This window comes from Ktedonobacter sp. SOSP1-52 (genome assembly GCF_016587395.1).
This window is the reverse complement of sequence record NZ_BNJH01000007.1, coordinates 173254-190346: the sequence shown is the minus strand read 5'-3', so window position 1 is coordinate 190346 and position 17093 is coordinate 173254. Positions and strand designations below refer to the sequence as shown.

Here is a 17093-nt window from a genome sequence, read left to right as displayed (position 1 = left end):
TTCTTTCTATTTCTTGCAACACAACCTTGTATACAACAAGAATCAAGTGAGGTGTATTGTTAATGATCTATTTGTAGGCTGTCTATACAAATGTCGCCAGCAGAATAATGTTGATATTTACACCTTCGCTAGCCTTTCCTCTGTCGTGACCGGTACTCTTTGTAGTATCTTTTTTGCTCTTTCTCCTTTTCCGATTCGGGAGGTAATGTGTGGGCAAAGACGATGACGACCAGGACCTGGCTAACAAGAACCATGGTGAGGAAGATGACTCCTACCCACCATGCCATATACCAAAGCGCTGCAATCATGCCAGCTAGGGTCAATAAAACACCCAGCACAAGTATCCCTACCGAATAGCGGAGCGTTATATCTTTTCTTTTCCTGTGTAGAGCTTCTCCCTCTTGAGGAAAATATGCCTCAATGGGAAATCCGCTATCCTGGAAAGCATGGAGCGCCTGTTCATCGAGGCCAGCGCTCTTCATATCTTGAACCAGCTTCAGCAAGAAGAGTCCAGCCACGTTTAAAGGGAGGGCGCAGGCAAAAGTGGTGATAGAAACCAGGATAGTAGGGTGTGTGGGTCCAACTGTAATCAGGGCCGGGATGATAAGTAGAATAAAAGCAATCAAACCACCAAAGATCCAACTGCCAAATTCAAATAACCAGGGAGTGATTTCTTCTATCAGCTTGCCGACGGCCTGCATGCTCTGTCTGGATTGTTCTTCCAGATCAAGCTGCGGAGTTGTAGGCTTTGAAGTCGTCGAATCGCTTTGTGACATGTTGGAATTCCTTATCCATTCATAGTTCCACATGGCTTGAGCGCTTGAGAGAGCTTTCTCTTTGCCCTCTCAAGCGCGTTTTTGCGGCAGGAGGAGATGTGCGCGCTGCTACTAACAATCATCTCAGGCGGCAGCGTACACATCTCCTATTGCACACCATGCGGAGACGACTGCGTCGCGGGTGCGTTCTTCAGAAAGAAGCTGGTTAGGAGAAGCAGCACGCTGAGTGTTAACACTACCAGGAAGCCGTTCTGGAGGGCTCCGGAGAGCGCCGGTATGGCAGAGGTGTTTGCAAGGCTTGTGCCAGTTTCTCCCGTGAGAGCCCCATTGACAACGATTCCCATCAGGGCCGCTCCCAGCGTCATACCCAGTTGAGCGAGGTAACGAATAACGCTGGTTCCTGTGCCTAGCTGTGTTTGCGGGACAGCGTTTTGTGCCACCACCATCTGGATGGTAAAGAAGGAACCTGCGCCGAGTCCGACCAGGACCAGGGCAAATCCGATCAACACAAGACTACTCTGCTGTGTTGTGCGTGTGAGGAGGAAAAGTCCTATCGTCATGATGGTCGCCCCCACAATGGCTGTCAGTTGGTAACGTTTGCGTAGAGAAATGCTTATTCCGGCGAGCGCTGCTCCAAGGGTCAGGCTGATCGAGAGCGCGGTAATCAGGGCGCCTGCATTGGTTGGTGGAAGTGCCAGTACATCTTGCAACAACAACGAGAGCGGGATAAAAACTCCTATCAGGATCATGCCCTGAACAAACGTCTGGAATGCGTCAATGGCAAAGATCGGCTTACGAAACAATTCGAGAGGAAGAACGGGTTCGGCGGCCTTGCGCTCGACTACCAGCAAGACTGTGTAGAGCACTATTGAGGCCACCAACAGTGTGAGCACCGGGAGCGAGGTCCAGGTGTGCTGTTCGCTGCCAAAGTTCAGGCCGAGCAACAGGCTACAGGTTGCAGTCATAAGTAGCGCCGCTCCCAACCAGTCAAGACGTGCCAGCACAATACGTTCGCTCTTCTGCCTGGCTGACTGTGCAGGCAGGAAGATCACGAGTATGAGTAGTGCGAGCAGGCCAATGGGCAGGTTGAGGTAAAACAGCCAGCGCCAGCGTGTGGCATCGGTGACAAAACCGGAGAGGAGTGGGCCATGATCCGTGATCCAGCCACCCAGCGTTGGGCCACATAATTGAGAAATGCCAAAGACGATGCCGATCAATCCTTGCTTGCTAGCACGCTGCTCGGGAGGAAAGAGGTCTCCAATGACAGCAGTGACGAGCCCGATGCCAATCCCGGTGCCAAGCCCCTGAATAGCTCTAAAGAGGATCAGTTGGTTCATTGTCTGGGAGGCGCCAGCCAGTCCTGAACCTAGCAGAAAGATGGCTATCCCGCCGAACAAGAATAGTTTGCGCCCCAACTGATCCGAGAGTTTGCCTGCCAGAGGCACCACCGCCGTCGTAGCCAGCAAATACGCGGTCACGACCCAGGTATAGTGATCGAAGCCATGTAAGCTGCTGGCAATGCGTGGCAGGGCAGGCGTCACAATCAGATTATCTAGCGCTTCCAGGAACGCGGTCAGCAATAAGGCAATCATGATGCTTATAAGTATGGGGCGAGGCATACGATGAGTCGTATATTCTGGTGCTAATGAAGATGGAATGGTAGCTGTATCCAATGCATTTTTCCTTTATTACAAACGGTGCATACGCAACAACATGACCTGTTGCCAGTACGTATTTTTAAAGATAGGACGGATTGTAATATGAAGTGCGACAGCAAGGGATGAAAAAAAGGCTCATGGACGATTCGTGTACAATGAGTTCACCATAAACCATTGCGACAAAGGATCAATCCATGAGGTATGCCCATCTTAACACATTTGAACGAGGCAAAAAAGACGCCCTCTTTCAACAAGGTCTCTCAACTCGAAACATTGCCGCATTGCTTGGTCGACACCACTCGACCATTGCACGAGAACGACAACGAAACGGCGAAACGTATCAAGCCGATCGCGCCCAGCAAGCCTACCAAGAGCGTCGAGCGTACTCTCGTCCCAAAGGCAAGCAGTGCTGTGAGCTCCTGACTCAGATCGAGCAAGGCCTGCTGCGTACTTGGTCTGCAGAGCAAATGGCAGCGACCCTGGGATGCATCTGTTTCAAGACCATCTACCGCTAGCTCTACCAAGGCCAGCTTCTCGATGGGCGTTTGCAGGTTCTGCGCCACAAAGGCAAGCGGCAGCGCCCCAAGAGAAGCGAGGTCGTTTCAACGTTGGCACCTCGATTCGTCAGCGTCCCAAAGAGGTTCGCAAGCGGCTTGAAGCAGGCCACTGGGAACTGATACGGTGGTTTCGGGCCGTGGCACCTCCAAAGGATGTGTGGCGACGTTCATTGAACGCAAAACCCGCTATTCTGTAGCCGTCTCGATGGCCGACCGGTGTGCGCTCTCCATGCAAGCGGCCTTTGGAACTCTGTGTTTCTCGTTGCCGAAGAAGGCGATGAAAAGCGCCACCACCGACCGAGGCAAAGAGTTTGCATGCTATCGTCAGCTGGAGGAGGACCATGGGATCACGGTGTACTTCGCTGATCCCTATTCCTCCTGGCAACGCGGAAGCAATGAGAATGCCAATGGGCTGCTGCGCGAGTTTTTTTCCGAAAGGGACCAATTTTACCACGATTTCACAAGAGCATCTTTCATGGGCAATCGATCTCATCAATCAACGACCACGAAAATGTCTCAACTGGAAATCTGCTCACGAAGCGTTTCAAGCCGAATGCGGTCAGGTGTCGCACTTCAATTGACAAACCATCATAGTATAAAAGTCAATCGGTGCTACTGACGTACGTGCCTCGCTTCCGGGCAGATATTCGCACCCAGCGGAGACGCGTACGTCAGTAGCGCTAACCTACGCTTTGGCGAAGAACTGGCGCAGTTCTTGCGCGACCAGCTCTGGCTTGCTGCCACGATTGGTCTGGGTGGGATTATTTGAGCCACCATGCTCAAGGCCAGGGAACTCTACGCGTTTGGCGACGTGTGGCAAGGTCTTTTCCAGGGCGTCGAGGGAAGGCTTCAAGAAAGGCAGACCCTTGCTTCCACCTAGCAGGAGCACCTCTGCGTTCACCGCCCGGAAGCTCTCCAGTTTCCCGCTCATCTCAGCGAGCAGTAGCCCATCGTAGTGAAGCGTCGGCGCGAGCTTCCTCATGGTAATATCTTCGGGCTTCGCTTTCTTGTCCTCGCTTTTTATCGTCGCGTTTGTCAGTGACTCAAGCAGCCAGTTGGGCATGGCGTTCATGACTGGTCCCCCCAGTTCCAGCCCTTTCATGCAGGTGACGAGCGCGGCGGCTACTTTACCCTTGGCTATTTCCTGGTCAAAGCGTGTCAACCAGGCTGTGTGGGTTGTACCATCTGTCAATATGGCTGGCTCATAGAGGGCTATTTTCTCAATGCTGGCCAGGCTGAGTGCTGCCTGGAGACTGATAAGGCCTCCTGCGCTGACGCCATATAGCAGGTGCGCCCCTGTTTTGTTGACTAGCGCCGTCAGGTCTTCAATCTCTTCCTGAATGCTGTAATCCTCGCTGAATGGACCACTCAGACCACGACCACGGCGGTCGGGCAGGTAGATGGTGAAGCTATCAGCAAGCGCCTCGGCGAGTTGGGTAAAGTCTAAACCTGATACGTTGGCACCGTGCAGCATGATCAGACCAGGACCATGACCGATCTGGCGATAACCAATGGTAGTGCCGTCTTTTGAGATGACAGAGCTGATGGTGGAGGCTGCCTGTGTACTGCTGGTGCTGATGTTAGTAGTTGTATTCACTGATGATGCCCTTTCTTTTGTCGCTCAATCTTTGAATATGATGGTGAAAATCTTCTAGAAAAATGTTGTGTCGTCCATAAAAGAGAAGCCGCTTGCGATCTGTTACCAGATCCCTACTCACTCTTCTGGTGACCATGAAGGAGTGTTAGCTTCGAGTGAGAGCAGCGTCAGACCCAGATCACACATTCTGAGCAGGATGCCGTAGAGTGCTGCCTGGTCAGGGATGGGGCCTGCTAGCCGGGTTATGCCATTACTCTCGTGCGTGATCGAGAGAGGCTCAAACCACTCCTGCCAGAAGGGGTCCAGGTGTCCTTTGACCCGAATGACGTATCTCATCTGCTTACGCTCCATTCACATAACGTGTTTACTATGAAAGAAGCATACCGTATTGCAACGTGGACGAGAGGAGCCAAAAGGACACTATTGAGTACCATCTGCGCATGCTCTCGGAAGGGGACAAAAGGACACCCGGTGATGTGGGAGATGCGCTACTGACGTACCCGCCTCGCGATTGTTGCCCGATAAAGGTAAGGGGCGCATGTCCGTTCAGGAAACGAGGAGATGCCTACCAGTGTAGGTGCGTACGTCAGTAGCGCATCTAAAGCAGCGATAACTCCCGCGCCCGTGCCACGACGTGAGTTCTATTATCTGCGGCCAGCTTGAGGAAGAGGCTGCTGACATGCTTCTTGACGGTGGTGAGAGAAACCACCAGGCGTTCGGCAATTACCTGATTGCTTGCTCCTTCGGCAAGTAAATAGAGCACCTCTTGCTCACGCGGCGTGAGGGACTCAAGCAGAGGAGAAGCGGGGCAAGCTGGTGCTGTAAAGGACAGGGGAGTACCTGGCTGTACTACGGTCTCGCCAGGCGTCCTGGCAAAGGCGGTTAAGATGTCATGGGCGTAGGTCGCCAGGACTGGAGACGCAAGCTCCTGCTCTGTAGCGAGCCAGGCCTGGAGCGCCTGGTACATTGGCTCCCCAGCGTCAAGAAAGACGCGGGTATATCCCTCTGTTTCTGCCAGGGTGAGCAGGCGCGAGAGTACGCGCTTCGCCTCTCGTTTGGCACCAGACCCCTGAAGCGCAGCCACTTGCAACGCCAGAATAGAGATGATACTCCCTACCCGCGAAACTTTCTCGGCGCTGCTCAAAAGTGCGGCGAGCAGTTGTAGTACCTGTGGATAGTTTTGCTGCGCCAGGGAGATGCGTGCCAGTGTCAGGTAGGTGCTTTCGCGGCTGTAGACGCTATAGGTAAGAGCTTCCTGGCGATAGGGAGTGTGCTCGGCCCAGCCTACCGCCTGAGCCAGATTGCCCTGGACTAGCCAGAGGTGAGCTTTCAGACCCTCGATCCAGGGACGGAAAAGCGGGATGCCAGTGGCTTGATTGGCCTGCTCCATCTCGCTCAACGCTTGCTCCGCGCCTGTCAGATCGCCCTGAACAATGCAGACACGTACCAGCACCTCATAGGCCCCCATGAGAATATCCATGTACTGTAAAGAGAGCGTCCTGTCAATGGCCTGCCGCGCCGCTCTATGCGCGACATCAAGTCGATTCCACGCATAGGCTAGCTGGGCCTGAAATAAAGTAGGATAGGCTGCCAGGGGGAGAGGTATCTTTAGACTATTGATGAGTTGTTGCAAGTCCTGACAGCAATCTTGTGCCTCTCGCAATTGCCCCAGCGCGATCTGCGCGGCGATCAGCCCCCAGAGGATAGGGACTTCCTGAGAGCGATCCTGTGCCATCCGGGCTCGCTGCCGAATCTTTTGAATGGCAGTTACCATGGGCGGAAAATTTCCCGCCATGCGCCAGGACATAGCGAATGGTGCCAACCCATGCTGCTGCCAGAGGGCGTCATCATCGAGTTCCGGATGCTGCATCTCTTCGGCAACCTTGCTCAACTGCTCCATATTGCCAGCGGAGAGCGCCTTCTTTGCCAGTTTCCATGTGTCCAGAATCAGTAACCGCTTGCGCAAGCGGTCCTGCTCGCTGGCAGGGAGCGAGGCGTGATTAGCGCTCTGTAAGAGCCATTCCACGCCCTCTTGAAGTTGCTGAAGATAGGCCTTCTCCTCTTGCTCTTGCTGAGAGAAAGGGAAGAGCAGATTAAAGATTACCAGATATGACGTGGCAAGGCGCGGATGCTCGCGCAAAACCTCGGTGGGAAGCTGTTTGATCCAGGCTAGTAGTGTTTTCAGCTCTCCCTGGAGTGATAGCCGCTCGACACAGTCTTCCAACAACTCCGCCACAAATACATAGTTACGTGTGGCCAGGGCATGGGGGATAGCCTCATGTGCCCAGCCCTGACGCTGGTACCAGAGAGCCGCCTCCCGGTGCAGACGCAAAAATTGCTCAGGCTGGCTGGCCTGTAGACGTGCCAGTAACACCTCACGAAAGAGCGTGTGAAAGCGATACCAACATCGCTCCTCATCAAGGGGCAGCAGAAAGAGGTTCTCTCGCTCCAGCCCTTCTAGCGCTTGCTGACTGGCTGCTTTTCCAGTTAGAGCCTGGCAGATCTCGGCGTTGATCCTGGTCGGCACCGAGCTGTACAGCAGGAAGCGCTGCTGATCCTCCGGCAAAAGCTCAAGGATCTCTCCCTGTACATAATCCAGAATAAAGCGATGGCTACCAGTAAAGGCCTGGATAAAGGCCGACGCGTCAGTATGTCTACGCAGAGAGAGGGCCGCCAGCTGGAGTCCGGTAATCCATCCCTCGGTGCGCGTCTCCAGAAGAGCAATCTCTCCCTCTGTGAGCGTCAGGCCCATCACCTGACGTAGAAACTGTCTGGTCTCTTCAGCGTGCAAACGTAGATCTGTCTCGCGGATCTCTAGCATTTGCCCACGCGCCCGCAGACGAGTCAGCGGAAGCGCGGGATCGACGCGACTAGCCAGTAGCAGATGCAGATTAGGCGGACGATGCTCAAGTACAAACTGGAGCGAGGCGTGAAGCGCCTGCTCGCGAATCACATGATAGTCATCCAGAATCAGGGCGATATCCTGCTCCAGAGCGGCCAGTTCGTTGATAAGTGAAGTGATAGCCCCCGTCAGGAGGGCGGATTGAGAGGAATGCAGAAGCGCTTCCGCAGGCGTGCCTACAGGGGCGCCCGCCTTCCTGAGGGCGGCAATCACATAGGCCCAGAAGCGCATTGGATCGTTATCCTGTTCCTCAAGCGCGAGCCATGCTACCTGCCCCTTATACTGGTTCTGGCTCGCCCAGGCTGAGAGCAGCGTCGTCTTCCCGAAGCCAGCGGAGGCTGAGAGAAGGGTCAAAGGGACCTGGCAGCTCTGCTCGAGGAGCGTAAGTAAGCGCGAACGTTGAAGTAACCCTGAACGAACAGGTGGAACCGTAAACTTTGTCACCAGCAAGTCAGGCTCAAGCATCAAAAAGTTTTCCCCGTTCTCAAGCTTTTCATTAATTAATACTGATGAGCATAACATGTAAAGTGTCTGTGAAGCAAGATAGGAAGAAGCGTCGCGGCAATTCTCTCTATCCAAAAGCGAGCTTATAAAGTATGTAGTTAAGTGATTAAGACGTTTTTTAGGTTTATGACTATATAATTATATTTGGTATTTAAATGAACAGATGGTTATACTGGAAGCACGAATATAACTTTGGTTCCCTTTGTATGCGCTTGAATGGAGGGAAACTCATGGCTACAACGCCTGATTGCTTAATGTCTGGAGATCAACCCGCTTCGTCCTGGCTTAGCCAGTCGCCTCTGAATGGTGCTCCTTTGTCCCCTACTACAATGTTCCTGTTGCTCTTGAGCCTATTTGGTTCGCTCCTGTTTACGATTACCTATCTGATCGAGGGAATAACGCGCCCTGGCTATGATGCATTGCGTGAACCCGTTAGTGCGCTCAGCCTGGGTCTTGGAGGATGGGTACAGCAAGCTAATTTTATCATCTTCGGTTTGATTGGCCTCTGTACTGTCTCAGCCACGCGAAGTGTCCTCAGAGGAGGCTTGGGGTAACGTGGTATCCTATTTTTCGCGCTATTAGCGGTTTGAGCTTTAGGTATTGTCAACTTATTGATCAGAGCCCCACGTTTCGCAGCCTCAAGAAGAGATTTTGTAGATTTTTTCATAGGGAGGGCCGAGCAAAGTCAGGACAAGGCGGTGCAAGGGCTTCAAGCGTAAGACGAGCGGCTGCGTGCCGAAGGTAGAATGGATATGTAGAAGCTCAATACCTTCAAAACATTGAAAAATCCAACGCATGGTAGGACGAGTTGTCGGTCTGTTGAGCTGATCAGGGAGCGTTTGTTCTGTTTCCGCTAAGCGCGTGCGCAGCCGATACTCGGCCAGCCGGTAGACGAGCAAGCAGAGAACCATGAGCAACCCGAGTGCGACAATGCGCTCCGGCTTTTTGACGAACACGGAGGAAGCCAAAAACAAGGGATCTTTCAAGAAGCGAAAGCCGCGTTCCACACTCCCTTGTGCTTTGTAGAGCGTCATGATCTCCTGTTCGGAAAAAACAGCCGAGTCTAAGGCATTGGTTGCGACAATGAAGCATGCCTTGCGCCGGATTGCTTGCTCAGCGTGCTGCTGGTTCACGGTCACGGTTGCCTTGGTGTGCCACTGCAGCAGAGGAGCAACGCCTTTGCGCGGACGGCCTTTGCCACTGTGATGTTCGGAACTCACCAGTTCATGTTGGACGTCCAACCAGGGCGGGAGCCCTTTCAATTCTCGTTGGAGCGCTGCTTCTGCATCGGCTTGGCAGGCAAAACGCTGGTTGGAGAGATGCCAGAGCTTTTGCTGCCAGTTGTGCTTGATCTTCTCTCCTTGGCGTTGGAATGTTGCCTGCGCTCGTGTCTCTCCCTGCTCAGTGCGCACAACGATCCAGCGCTCTTCTCCTTGAGGGAGCAATACGGTACGAGTGAACCAGTGGGTCTGTCCATCTGCTGAGACCTGCCACTCCGCCTGATCCAGCGCTCTTTCCAGCATGGCTTTGGCTTCTTTGCTGGTTTCGGGAACTCGACTGACCCAGAGGATCTTGGCTTCGTTGAAGCTGCGCATATTCGCTTCACTGTAGATCCCGCTGTCAGCCACAAAGAAGCTTGGGTCGCTCTCGGGAGCGTGCAACTGTTCGTGCAGCGCTTCCACCGCCGAGGCCAGTGTCGCTTTGTCGCTACTGTTGCCATCGAGGGGGCGCAGAAACAGAGGCACATCTCCCTCCTGGGTCGTCGCCAGTGCGAGCATCCATTGCTTCAAATCTTCTCGATGATCTCGCGAGTAGCCGTACGTGATAGCAATCATACTTGCCTCTCCCTCCCCCTTCTCTTTTTCGTCCCTCTCGTATGCTCCACTCACGGCAAACGACGTCGTATCCACATGAACATGACGAGCGCTCACGCCAAAGACCTGGCGTGCCTGTTTGGCAATGCCAGCGAACAATTGCGTCGGATCGTGTGCATACAGCCAATCGAGGGTACGACCGAGGCAATCGTCATTCAGATCGGTAGCTTCTACTCCTGGCCCTAGCAGATGCTCCACCGGCTTGTTCGCAAAAAACTGCGGAACGAGGTACAAACGACGGTTACTGAAGCCTAACCCATTCAAAATCATCGCGACTGTGGCTGTTCCCACGCTGACATGCTGTTTGGTTTGACCCGCCCGCCGATCCAGATAGGTTGCCAATCCTATCTCCTCACATACCCCTGCCACCACCCCCAAGTGATCGAGCCGCTCGTTCACATAACGTTCCTCACGCTGCATCCTTTGTTTTACTCCTTTGGGGCCCTTTTCCCCTTCTCTTGGGAAGCAGTGTGTTCATCTTCAATCAGAGCAGTTCTCTCCATGGCAGAACTGAGCCGAATGTGGAAGGAGTCACACCTGCCATACATGGACTGATCCAATTCTATCTCCTGACACTATGCAGCTCTTGTCTGGAGACCAGGCGAGTGATCTTACCCACCACCCATCAGGCTTGTCATGTCCATGGTAAGTATAGATATGCTTGCCAGTCAGAGGTTCCCAGATCTGAACAGTTCTATCATCGCTTCCCGATGCCAGGTAGGCCCCATCAGGAGACCAGGACACAGCCCATACGGTACTGGTATGACCTTCATAACAACACAGAGGCATTGCGGTTGCCACGTCCCAGATCCGCACCGTTTTGTCGTCACTTGCCGAAGCCAGCGCGTGGCCATCAGGAGACCAAGCAACCGTATGAATAGCATTTGTGTGTCCTTCATAGGTAGCAATGACCTTCCCACTCAAGGCTTCCCAGATATGCACCAAATCGTCGATGCACCCTCCAGAGGCAAGATATTTGCCATCGGGGGACCACACTGCTGTCCAAACGGCATCTGCATGATCGGTATAGACGCAACGCGTGCGGCCAGAAAGCGCCTCCCATACGCGGACGGTCCAGTCATAGCTTGCCGAAGCAATATACTTCCCATCAGGTGACCAGCAAACGCTGGCTACTTCGCCTTTGTGGCCTTGGTATTCAAAGAGCGCCTGGCCGGTCTGGGCATCAAGCACCTTGACGGTCCCATCATCGTGCCCAGAGGCAAGATACGCATTATCGGGCGACCATGCAAGCGTTTGAATATTGCTCCACTGATCTTCATACATCCAGTGTCTCTTCCCGGTAAATGCATCCCAAACCTGAACCGACAGATCATCGCCTCCTGAAGCAATCAGTCTTCCTTCTGAGGCCCACGTCACCGCCCATACGGCATTGGTATGACCTTGATAGAGGCACAGCAGTTCTCCTCTGCTCATGGTAGTTGTATCCTCCTGAAGCATCGTTCTGGGCTCTATTATGCCCTTGGAAAGCATTTTTCCACAAGGTCCCATCAAAAGTGTAACAGTGCCAAAACAAATGCCCATTTTCAATGGGCATCAGTGGTTCGTAAAAATTGCCATTTCCGTCAAGACTTACTGCGAAATGTGAGAGAGCAAAACGTTTTTCTGAAAAAGGGCCCATGAAGAGAAAAAGAAGTGCAAGGTAAGAGGCATTGCGTTCGCTACGCAGCTTGCTGCATGCTGGTGATGTCGTTCCATGCCTGAAATTGCTCCCGCATGAGCGCACGAGATGCTGACGCATGAAGCTGATGTCGTCGTGGTCAAAAGTGGTCTGAGATGGGTCCAAAGGCAGAGAGAAAGCGTTGAGCATGACCAGGGGATGTGAAGCGGCGCATGCTGCGTTCTCGTTGTCGTGTCGGTTGATGGCAATTCTCAGAGCCTGTTTGTAAAGGGGCAACCAGTCAGGTGAGATACACTTGATAGATGAAAACAAACCAAATCTATCCCACAGATCTGACGGATGCCCAATGGTATTGTATCAAAGAGTTGATCCCACCGGCGAAGCCGGGAGGACGACCCAGAACCTTGCAAATGCGAGCCGTGATCAACGCGATCCTCTACGTGATCGTGACAGGATGTCAATGGCGTATGCTCCCCAAAGAGTATCCCGCCTGGCAAAGTGTGTATGTGTACTTTCGTGCGTTTCGCCGCGATGGGACGTGGCAGCGCATTCACGAGACGTTGCGTACGCAGGTTCGCCGACGCCTTGGTCGTCACAAACATCCAACGGCAGGATCTCTCGATAGCCAAAGTGTGAAAACGATCCAGGGACCTGGTATCCGTGGCTATGACGCAGGAAAACACGTCAAGGGTCGCAAGCGCCATATCCTGGTCGATACTTGGGCCTGCTGATGGCCGTTGTGGTCACCGCAGCCTCGGTTTCTGATGCGGCGGGAGCCAAGCTGCTGCTCAATCGCCTGGGTGGGGCGTGCAAAAAGCTCCGCCGCATCTGGGTCGATGGTGGCTATCGCGGCCAGTTGCTCGAATGGGTGATCCTGCATTTTCACTTTCTTCTCCAGCCCGTGCTGCGCTGCGACGATCAGAAAGGGTTCGTTGTCCTGCCCAGGCGCTGGGTCGTCGAGAACACCCAATCACAATGCCCCTGAAACACTTTGGTTGACAGAACCCACGCCACGTCCTATGCTTGGTATCAGTGGGCTGCTGCAGTTGCTTACCTGGGTTGAGCAGAGACGGGTGGCCCAAGCCTCACAGCATGAGGAAGGTGGTGTTCCATGTCCAGTCTCTTACCCAACACAGCTCCCCCCGCCCAATTCCAGGCAAGTAATCAACCTGTGGGCGGATCTGCCTCAGACCAGTCGTCAGCGACTCCTCTGGCTGTTGAGCCACCTCCTCGAACGCCAACTGGAGCCAAGCCTCGTACCAAGCAAGGGGGACGACGATGAGCTCGACGACAGTGCTGAATAAATCCGGCCTTACCGCGCTCGAGGACCTGCGCACAGAGAAACTCCATGCTTGGCACCGTGAGCGTTTAGCGGTTGTCTATGTGCGTCAATCTACCGTTCAACAAGTCCTTGACCATCAGGAGTCCACACGACTCCAATATGGGTTGGTTGGTTGGGCTCAGACACTGGGGTGGGGCGTTGACCGCGTCCTGGTGATCGATGATGACTTGGGCAAGTCGGGAGCCAGTGCGCAAGGGCGAACCGGGTTCCAACGGCTGGTCTCGGAAGTGAGCCTGGACCACGTTGGAATTATCTTCGGGGTCGAGATGTCGCGTCTGGCGCGCTCCGTACCCTGACTGGCATCAACTCTTAGAGCTCTGCGCGCTCTTTCATACCTTGATTGCTGACCTGGATGGAATTTATGACCCGACGCAGTACAATGATCGCCTGCTCCTTGGGTTGAAAGGAACGATGTCAGAAGCTGAACTCCATGTTTTGAAGCAACGTATGCATCAGGGACGTTTGAGCAAAGCTCAGCGCGGAGAACTGCAGTTTGCGCTGCCAGTTGGCTATGTCTGGAGCCCTACAGGAGAGATCCAGTTCGATCCCGATGAACAAGTGCAACAGGTCGTACGGTTCCTCTTCCGGAAATTTGAAGAGCTAGGCACACTCGGCGGACTCGTCCGCTACCTGGCTCATCACCAGATCCAGTTGGGTATTCGCGTTCGAGAGGGACCAGGCAAAGGGGAACTCGTCTGGCGCCGCCCCAATCGGGCCACGATCCAGATGATGCTCAGACATCCTCTCTATGCTGGTTCCTACGTTTATGGACGCCGACAGGAAGATCCACGTCGCAAACAGCCAGAGCGACCACGCACAGGCCGTGTGGTGATGACCACCGACGAGTGGCTAGTTCTGCTGCCCAACCGCTGTCCGGCCTACATTTCTCCTGAGCAATACGAGCACAACCAAGCGCGACTGCAGGCAAACCGCGCCCGTGCTGATGCCATGGGAGTTGCACGGGGTGGGCCAGCTCTCTTAGCTGGTTTGGTCGTGTGTGCCCGCTGTGGCTGTCGCTTGAATGTCCATTACGATAATGGTGGGGACCATCTTCACACCTATGAATGTATCGAGCGCTGGACGCACTACGGGGAACCAAAATGTCAACATCTCGCGGGACCATGCCTCGATACCTTCGTGAGCCAGCAGGTTCTTGCCGCCTTGGAGCCAGCCGCCTTAGAGTTATCGCTCACAGTCACCGAACGAGTGGAGCAGGAGCGCGCTGAGTTGGATCGGCTTTGGCAGCAACGGCGAGAACGGGCGGCCTACGAAGCCGAGCGGGCAGCTCGTCAGTATCATGCGGTCGAACCTGAGCACCGGCTCGTCGCCCGAACCCTGGAACATGCATGGGAAGAGAAACTGGCAGATCAGCAACAGCTGGAGGAGGAATATCATCGATTTGTCCAACAGAAGCCTCGTGTGCTTTCGGATTCCGAACGGGAGGCCATTCGTCGCCTGGCGACCGATATTCCCGCGATCTGGGCGGCTCCAACGACCATGGATGCCGATCGCAAAGAGATCCTGCGGCAGGTCATCGAGCGAGTCATTGTCGATGTGCAGGGCACCAGCGAGCAGGTGAAAGTACGGATCGAGTGGATCGGTGGTAGTCACACCGAAGGCGTTGTGATTCGACCCATTGGCAAGCTAAGCGAGCTGAGTACGTATCCGCAGATCTGTCACCAGGTCCAGGTGTTCACCGAGGCGGGCTGGGCGGCGGTGGCAATTGCTCAGGCGTTGAATGATGCAGGCTTTCGCCCTCCTCGTTCCACCACCGGCTTTCGCACAGAGATGATCTCGCAACTGCAACGCCAATTAGGCGTGAAAGCGCCACGCCCGCGGGTTCGACACCATGAGTGGTTCCTGCCCGACGAATGGTGGCCCGCTGAACTGGCTCGCCACCTCCACATTCCACGGGGGACGCTCTTGCACTGGATTCGTCAGGGAGTGATCCGAGCACGCCAACTTGATGAGCCCTTGCATCGCTGGGTCGTGTGGGCTGATGAAGCGGAACAGGAACGGCTTCGAGCGTACCATCAGCGTGCGATTGGAGATGATTTCCGCCACCGCTGGACAGATGCACCACTTGCTGAACACCCTTGACGAGGATATCATACCAGCAAATGAAGAAAGGATTGCACAATGGCAAGCTCTCAGAAACAGAAAACAGCTTTTGGGGGTAGTATGACTGGGTCGTGGAACGAACCTTTGCCTGGATCACCCAATGTCGTCGCTTGGGAAAGGATTATGAAACGTTGACAGAAAGCAGCGAAGCCATGATCTACATTGCTATGACTCGCTTGATGATCCGGCGCTTGGCGAAAAGGTGACCTTTACAAACAGGTTCTCAGCTGGATGGTTGAGGCCTTTGTGCTGCCGGTGCTCGCGACTTTCCATGATCTCCTTCTTGGCTGCAGCGTCACTGGCCAGTTTGTCTGTGATGATCACACGTGGCACATATTGAAGACCTTTGAGCAGTTTGCGAAAGAACTTCTTGGCAGCTTTTTTATTTCTCTTGCTTTGAACCAGGATATCAAGCACGGTGCCATCTTGATCGACCGCTCGCCAAAGATAGCTTCGCTTCCCATTGATGGTCAGAAATATCTCATCAAGATGCCACGTGTCTCCAGTGTGGCGACGTCGAGGTTTGAGCTCATTGGCGTAGGTCTGGCCAAATGTGAGGCACCACTGCCTGATGGTTTCATCCGTCAGAATGACACCGCGTTCAGCCAAGATCTCCTCAACAGCACGAAAACTGAGAGAAAAGCGCAAATACAACCAGACGCAATGTCCGATGATTTCAGATGGGAAACGATACCCTTTGTACAGAGAAGGCCTTGTGTTATTCATTTCACCAGTATGTCAAAGAGTGTAGCTTCTTTGCAAGTTGACAATACCTGCAGGGCTGCAACTCTGGTGGGTAAGGTGGCAGAAACACCAGATGGATGCCGTCAGGAATCACCAGCGTCTGACTGCTATGCCACCCGGCACCATCCCTGACCCTGGATGATGCGCCGATCAGCACTGAGATGAACTAAATTGAGAATCGAGTTGCCAGAAAGAGAAAAAAAGAGGATGATCTTTTCATTACAAATTGCACGAGAAAGGATCATTCTCCTATGTCACCTCATGATACAGCTCTGGGAGAAGCCAACCAAACATCTGCGAGGAAGTACTCAGCCATTATCTCTCAAACGAGCGACGTGTTGCTGCAAGCCTGTGGATTGGGCCCCGAGGCTTGTGTAGATCGATTGCATACCACTCTCATCCGTGGACGGGGGCGCCCGCAGCAGGTGAGCTGGATCCACTTGTGGAGCAGTTTGTTGCTTTGCGCACTCCAAGGGATGCACTCGTTTGCAGACTGGCGTCGTTTGGTGGGACTGCAGCGGATCGGTCCATTTGCTCCGGTCTGGCTCACACGCAATGGCATGGTCAAACGGCTTCTACAAGCAGGCTTGGATCCCTTGCAAGATCTGTGGGAGATGATCAATATGCGACTGGCCCACATCGGCTCCTGGGCAGTAGCAGCAGATGTAGCTGCATTTGCCAGTGGAATTTTCGCTTCTTCAGTATCTCTCCCTTTTATAACTCAGCAATAATTTGCGTTCCGACAAATACGTTGACAATACCTCATCGTCGAATCGTCAACGGGATCTTACGGTTTCGCGGATGTCTTGGCCAATCTGCGCAAGTGCTTGATCGACACGTCATTAGTATGACCCAAGTCAGGTGAGATGCAAAAGAGAGAAGCCGTGATGCGCAGCAAAGCCACCGGATTCAGGCAGGGCATTCAACGCCGAGTGTGTCTGCAAGGATCTGGTCTGTGATGGCGGCAGCTGTGCCGAAACAGCTGCCGCCATCATCGTCTTAGTTGACGCACGTGGCGTGCTCGTCAAATGCTCGGGTATCCCTCATGAGAGGAAGGGTCACCGTAAAGGCCGAGCCTTTCCCAACGGCGCTGTCCACCGTGATGGTTCCTCCCTGATGTTTGACGATCTCGGCCACAATATAGAGCCCCATGCCCAGGCCCGGAATCGCCTTCCGCTTCGGATCAGCCACCCGATAGAAGCGGTCGAAAATCTTGCCGCGCTGCTCTCGTGGGATTCCCAGACCATAATCACGGACGCGGACCATGACCACATCTTCGGAGGTATTGTCAACTTGACGAAGAAATGGAAGAGTTTTTTGAGGGAAAGGGAGAAAGACGGGAAAGAAGCGGAGGTGTAAATCCCAGAATTCAGTGAGGT

At 53.8% G+C, this 17093-nt stretch carries 12 protein-coding genes and 6 pseudogenes; 8 read left to right on the top strand and 10 right to left on the bottom strand.

From position 1 onward, the window contains the following. Positions 1 to 128 precede the first annotated feature (128 nt). Together JMJ16_RS50315 and JMJ16_RS50310 are read right to left on the bottom strand one after the other, a co-directional pair. The gene (locus JMJ16_RS50315) at positions 129 to 809 is read right to left on the bottom strand and encodes a hypothetical protein (protein WP_201393953.1); all 681 of its coding nucleotides are present in this window, start codon (positions 807 to 809) and stop codon (positions 129 to 131) included. Positions 810 to 922: 113 nt separating this feature from the next. After that, on the bottom strand, positions 923 to 2449 hold the full coding sequence (locus tag JMJ16_RS50310; protein WP_201393951.1) for an MFS transporter: 1527 nt from the start codon (positions 2447 to 2449) through the stop codon (positions 923 to 925). A 179-nt stretch (positions 2450 to 2628) separates the two neighbouring features. Between JMJ16_RS50310 and JMJ16_RS50305 the strand changes: the two are divergent. After that, positions 2629 to 3572: pseudogene (locus tag JMJ16_RS50305) on the top strand (IS30 family transposase). A 104-nt stretch (positions 3573 to 3676) separates the two neighbouring features. Here the strand turns inward: JMJ16_RS50305 and JMJ16_RS50300 are convergent. From JMJ16_RS50300 to JMJ16_RS50290, 3 genes are all read right to left on the bottom strand, one after another. Then, on the bottom strand, positions 3677 to 4588 hold the full coding sequence (locus tag JMJ16_RS50300; protein ID WP_201393950.1) for an alpha/beta hydrolase: 912 nt from the start codon (positions 4586 to 4588) through the stop codon (positions 3677 to 3679). A gap of 117 nt (positions 4589 to 4705) precedes the next feature. Then, positions 4706 to 4924, bottom strand: coding sequence for a hypothetical protein (locus JMJ16_RS50295; RefSeq protein WP_201393948.1), 219 nt, complete (start codon positions 4922 to 4924; stop codon positions 4706 to 4708). Between the two features lie 262 nt (positions 4925 to 5186). Beyond that, entirely contained in the window at positions 5187 to 7955 is a 2769-nt protein-coding gene (locus JMJ16_RS50290) for a LuxR C-terminal-related transcriptional regulator (RefSeq protein WP_201393946.1), read from the bottom strand. Positions 7956 to 8224: 269 nt separating this feature from the next. Between JMJ16_RS50290 and JMJ16_RS50285 the strand changes: the two genes are divergently transcribed. Further along, positions 8225 to 8548 (top strand): DUF998 domain-containing protein, encoded by a 324-nt coding sequence (locus tag JMJ16_RS50285; RefSeq protein WP_201393944.1) that lies wholly within the window; start codon positions 8225 to 8227, stop codon positions 8546 to 8548. Between the two features lie 84 nt (positions 8549 to 8632). On the opposite strand, the gene JMJ16_RS50280 is transcribed toward JMJ16_RS50285, so the two are convergent. From JMJ16_RS50280 to JMJ16_RS57715, 3 genes and pseudogenes are all read right to left on the bottom strand, one after another. Beyond that, entirely contained in the window at positions 8633 to 10288 is a 1656-nt protein-coding gene (locus JMJ16_RS50280) for an IS1634 family transposase (protein WP_201393942.1), read from the bottom strand. Positions 10289 to 10399: 111 nt separating this feature from the next. Then, complete coding sequence (locus JMJ16_RS50275) at positions 10400 to 11302, bottom strand: WD40 repeat domain-containing protein (protein ID WP_201393941.1); 903 nt, start codon at positions 11300 to 11302, stop codon at positions 10400 to 10402. Between the two features lie 245 nt (positions 11303 to 11547). Then, a pseudogene (locus JMJ16_RS57715) lies at positions 11548 to 11775 on the bottom strand (IS6 family transposase); the annotation flags it as partial. Positions 11776 to 11809: 34 nt separating this feature from the next. Here JMJ16_RS57715 and JMJ16_RS50270 point away from each other — a divergent pair. From JMJ16_RS50270 to JMJ16_RS50250, 5 genes and pseudogenes are all read left to right on the top strand, one after another. Beyond that, positions 11810 to 12474 (top strand): annotated as a pseudogene (locus tag JMJ16_RS50270) (IS5 family transposase); the annotation flags it as partial. A gap of 28 nt (positions 12475 to 12502) precedes the next feature. Beyond that, positions 12503 to 12811 carry a hypothetical protein gene (locus JMJ16_RS50265; protein ID WP_201393940.1) on the top strand — a complete coding sequence of 103 codons (309 nt, stop codon included), beginning with the start codon at positions 12503 to 12505 and terminating at the stop codon, positions 12809 to 12811. Next, a complete protein-coding gene (locus JMJ16_RS50260; protein ID WP_201378908.1) occupies positions 12786 to 13145 on the top strand; it encodes a recombinase family protein in 360 nt (119 codons plus the stop codon). The genes JMJ16_RS50265 and JMJ16_RS50260 overlap by 26 nt, the downstream gene beginning before the upstream one ends. Beyond that, complete coding sequence (locus tag JMJ16_RS50255; protein ID WP_201393939.1) at positions 13093 to 14949, top strand: recombinase family protein; 1857 nt, start codon at positions 13093 to 13095, stop codon at positions 14947 to 14949. The genes JMJ16_RS50260 and JMJ16_RS50255 overlap by 53 nt, the downstream gene beginning before the upstream one ends. Positions 14950 to 15035: 86 nt before the next feature. Further along, positions 15036 to 15176, top strand: a pseudogene (locus JMJ16_RS50250) (transposase); the annotation flags it as partial. A gap of 13 nt (positions 15177 to 15189) precedes the next feature. Here the strand turns inward: JMJ16_RS50250 and JMJ16_RS50245 are convergent. Continuing rightward, positions 15190 to 15696 (bottom strand): annotated as a pseudogene (locus JMJ16_RS50245) (IS6 family transposase); the annotation flags it as partial. 269 nt (positions 15697 to 15965) lie between these two features. Here JMJ16_RS50245 and JMJ16_RS50240 point away from each other — a divergent pair. After that, on the top strand, positions 15966 to 16445 hold the full coding sequence (locus JMJ16_RS50240; RefSeq protein WP_201393938.1) for a hypothetical protein: 480 nt from the start codon (positions 15966 to 15968) through the stop codon (positions 16443 to 16445). A gap of 268 nt (positions 16446 to 16713) precedes the next feature. On the opposite strand, the pseudogene JMJ16_RS50235 reads toward JMJ16_RS50240, so the two are convergent. Next, positions 16714 to 17001: pseudogene (locus JMJ16_RS50235) on the bottom strand (ATP-binding protein); the annotation flags it as partial. Positions 17002 to 17093: the final 92 nt, after the last annotated feature.

Bases quoted from the DNA above. Each gene is read 5' to 3' on its own strand.
- JMJ16_RS50280 (WP_201393942.1), bottom strand. From the start codon at position 10,288: ATGCAGCGTGAGGAACGTTATGTGAACGAGCGGCTCGATCACTTGGGG.
- JMJ16_RS50240 (WP_201393938.1), top strand. From the start codon at position 15,966: ATGTCACCTCATGATACAGCTCTGGGAGAAGCCAACCAAACATCTGCG.
- JMJ16_RS50315 (WP_201393953.1), bottom strand. From the start codon at position 809: ATGTGGAACTATGAATGGATAAGGAATTCCAACATGTCACAAAGCGAT.
- JMJ16_RS50290 (WP_201393946.1), bottom strand. From the start codon at position 7,955: ATGCTTGAGCCTGACTTGCTGGTGACAAAGTTTACGGTTCCACCTGTT.
- JMJ16_RS50285 (WP_201393944.1), top strand. From the start codon at position 8,225: ATGGCTACAACGCCTGATTGCTTAATGTCTGGAGATCAACCCGCTTCG.
- JMJ16_RS50275 (WP_201393941.1), bottom strand. From the start codon at position 11,302: ATGAGCAGAGGAGAACTGCTGTGCCTCTATCAAGGTCATACCAATGCC.
- JMJ16_RS50260 (WP_201378908.1), top strand. From the start codon at position 12,786: ATGAGCTCGACGACAGTGCTGAATAAATCCGGCCTTACCGCGCTCGAG.
- JMJ16_RS50295 (WP_201393948.1), bottom strand. From the start codon at position 4,924: ATGAGATACGTCATTCGGGTCAAAGGACACCTGGACCCCTTCTGGCAG.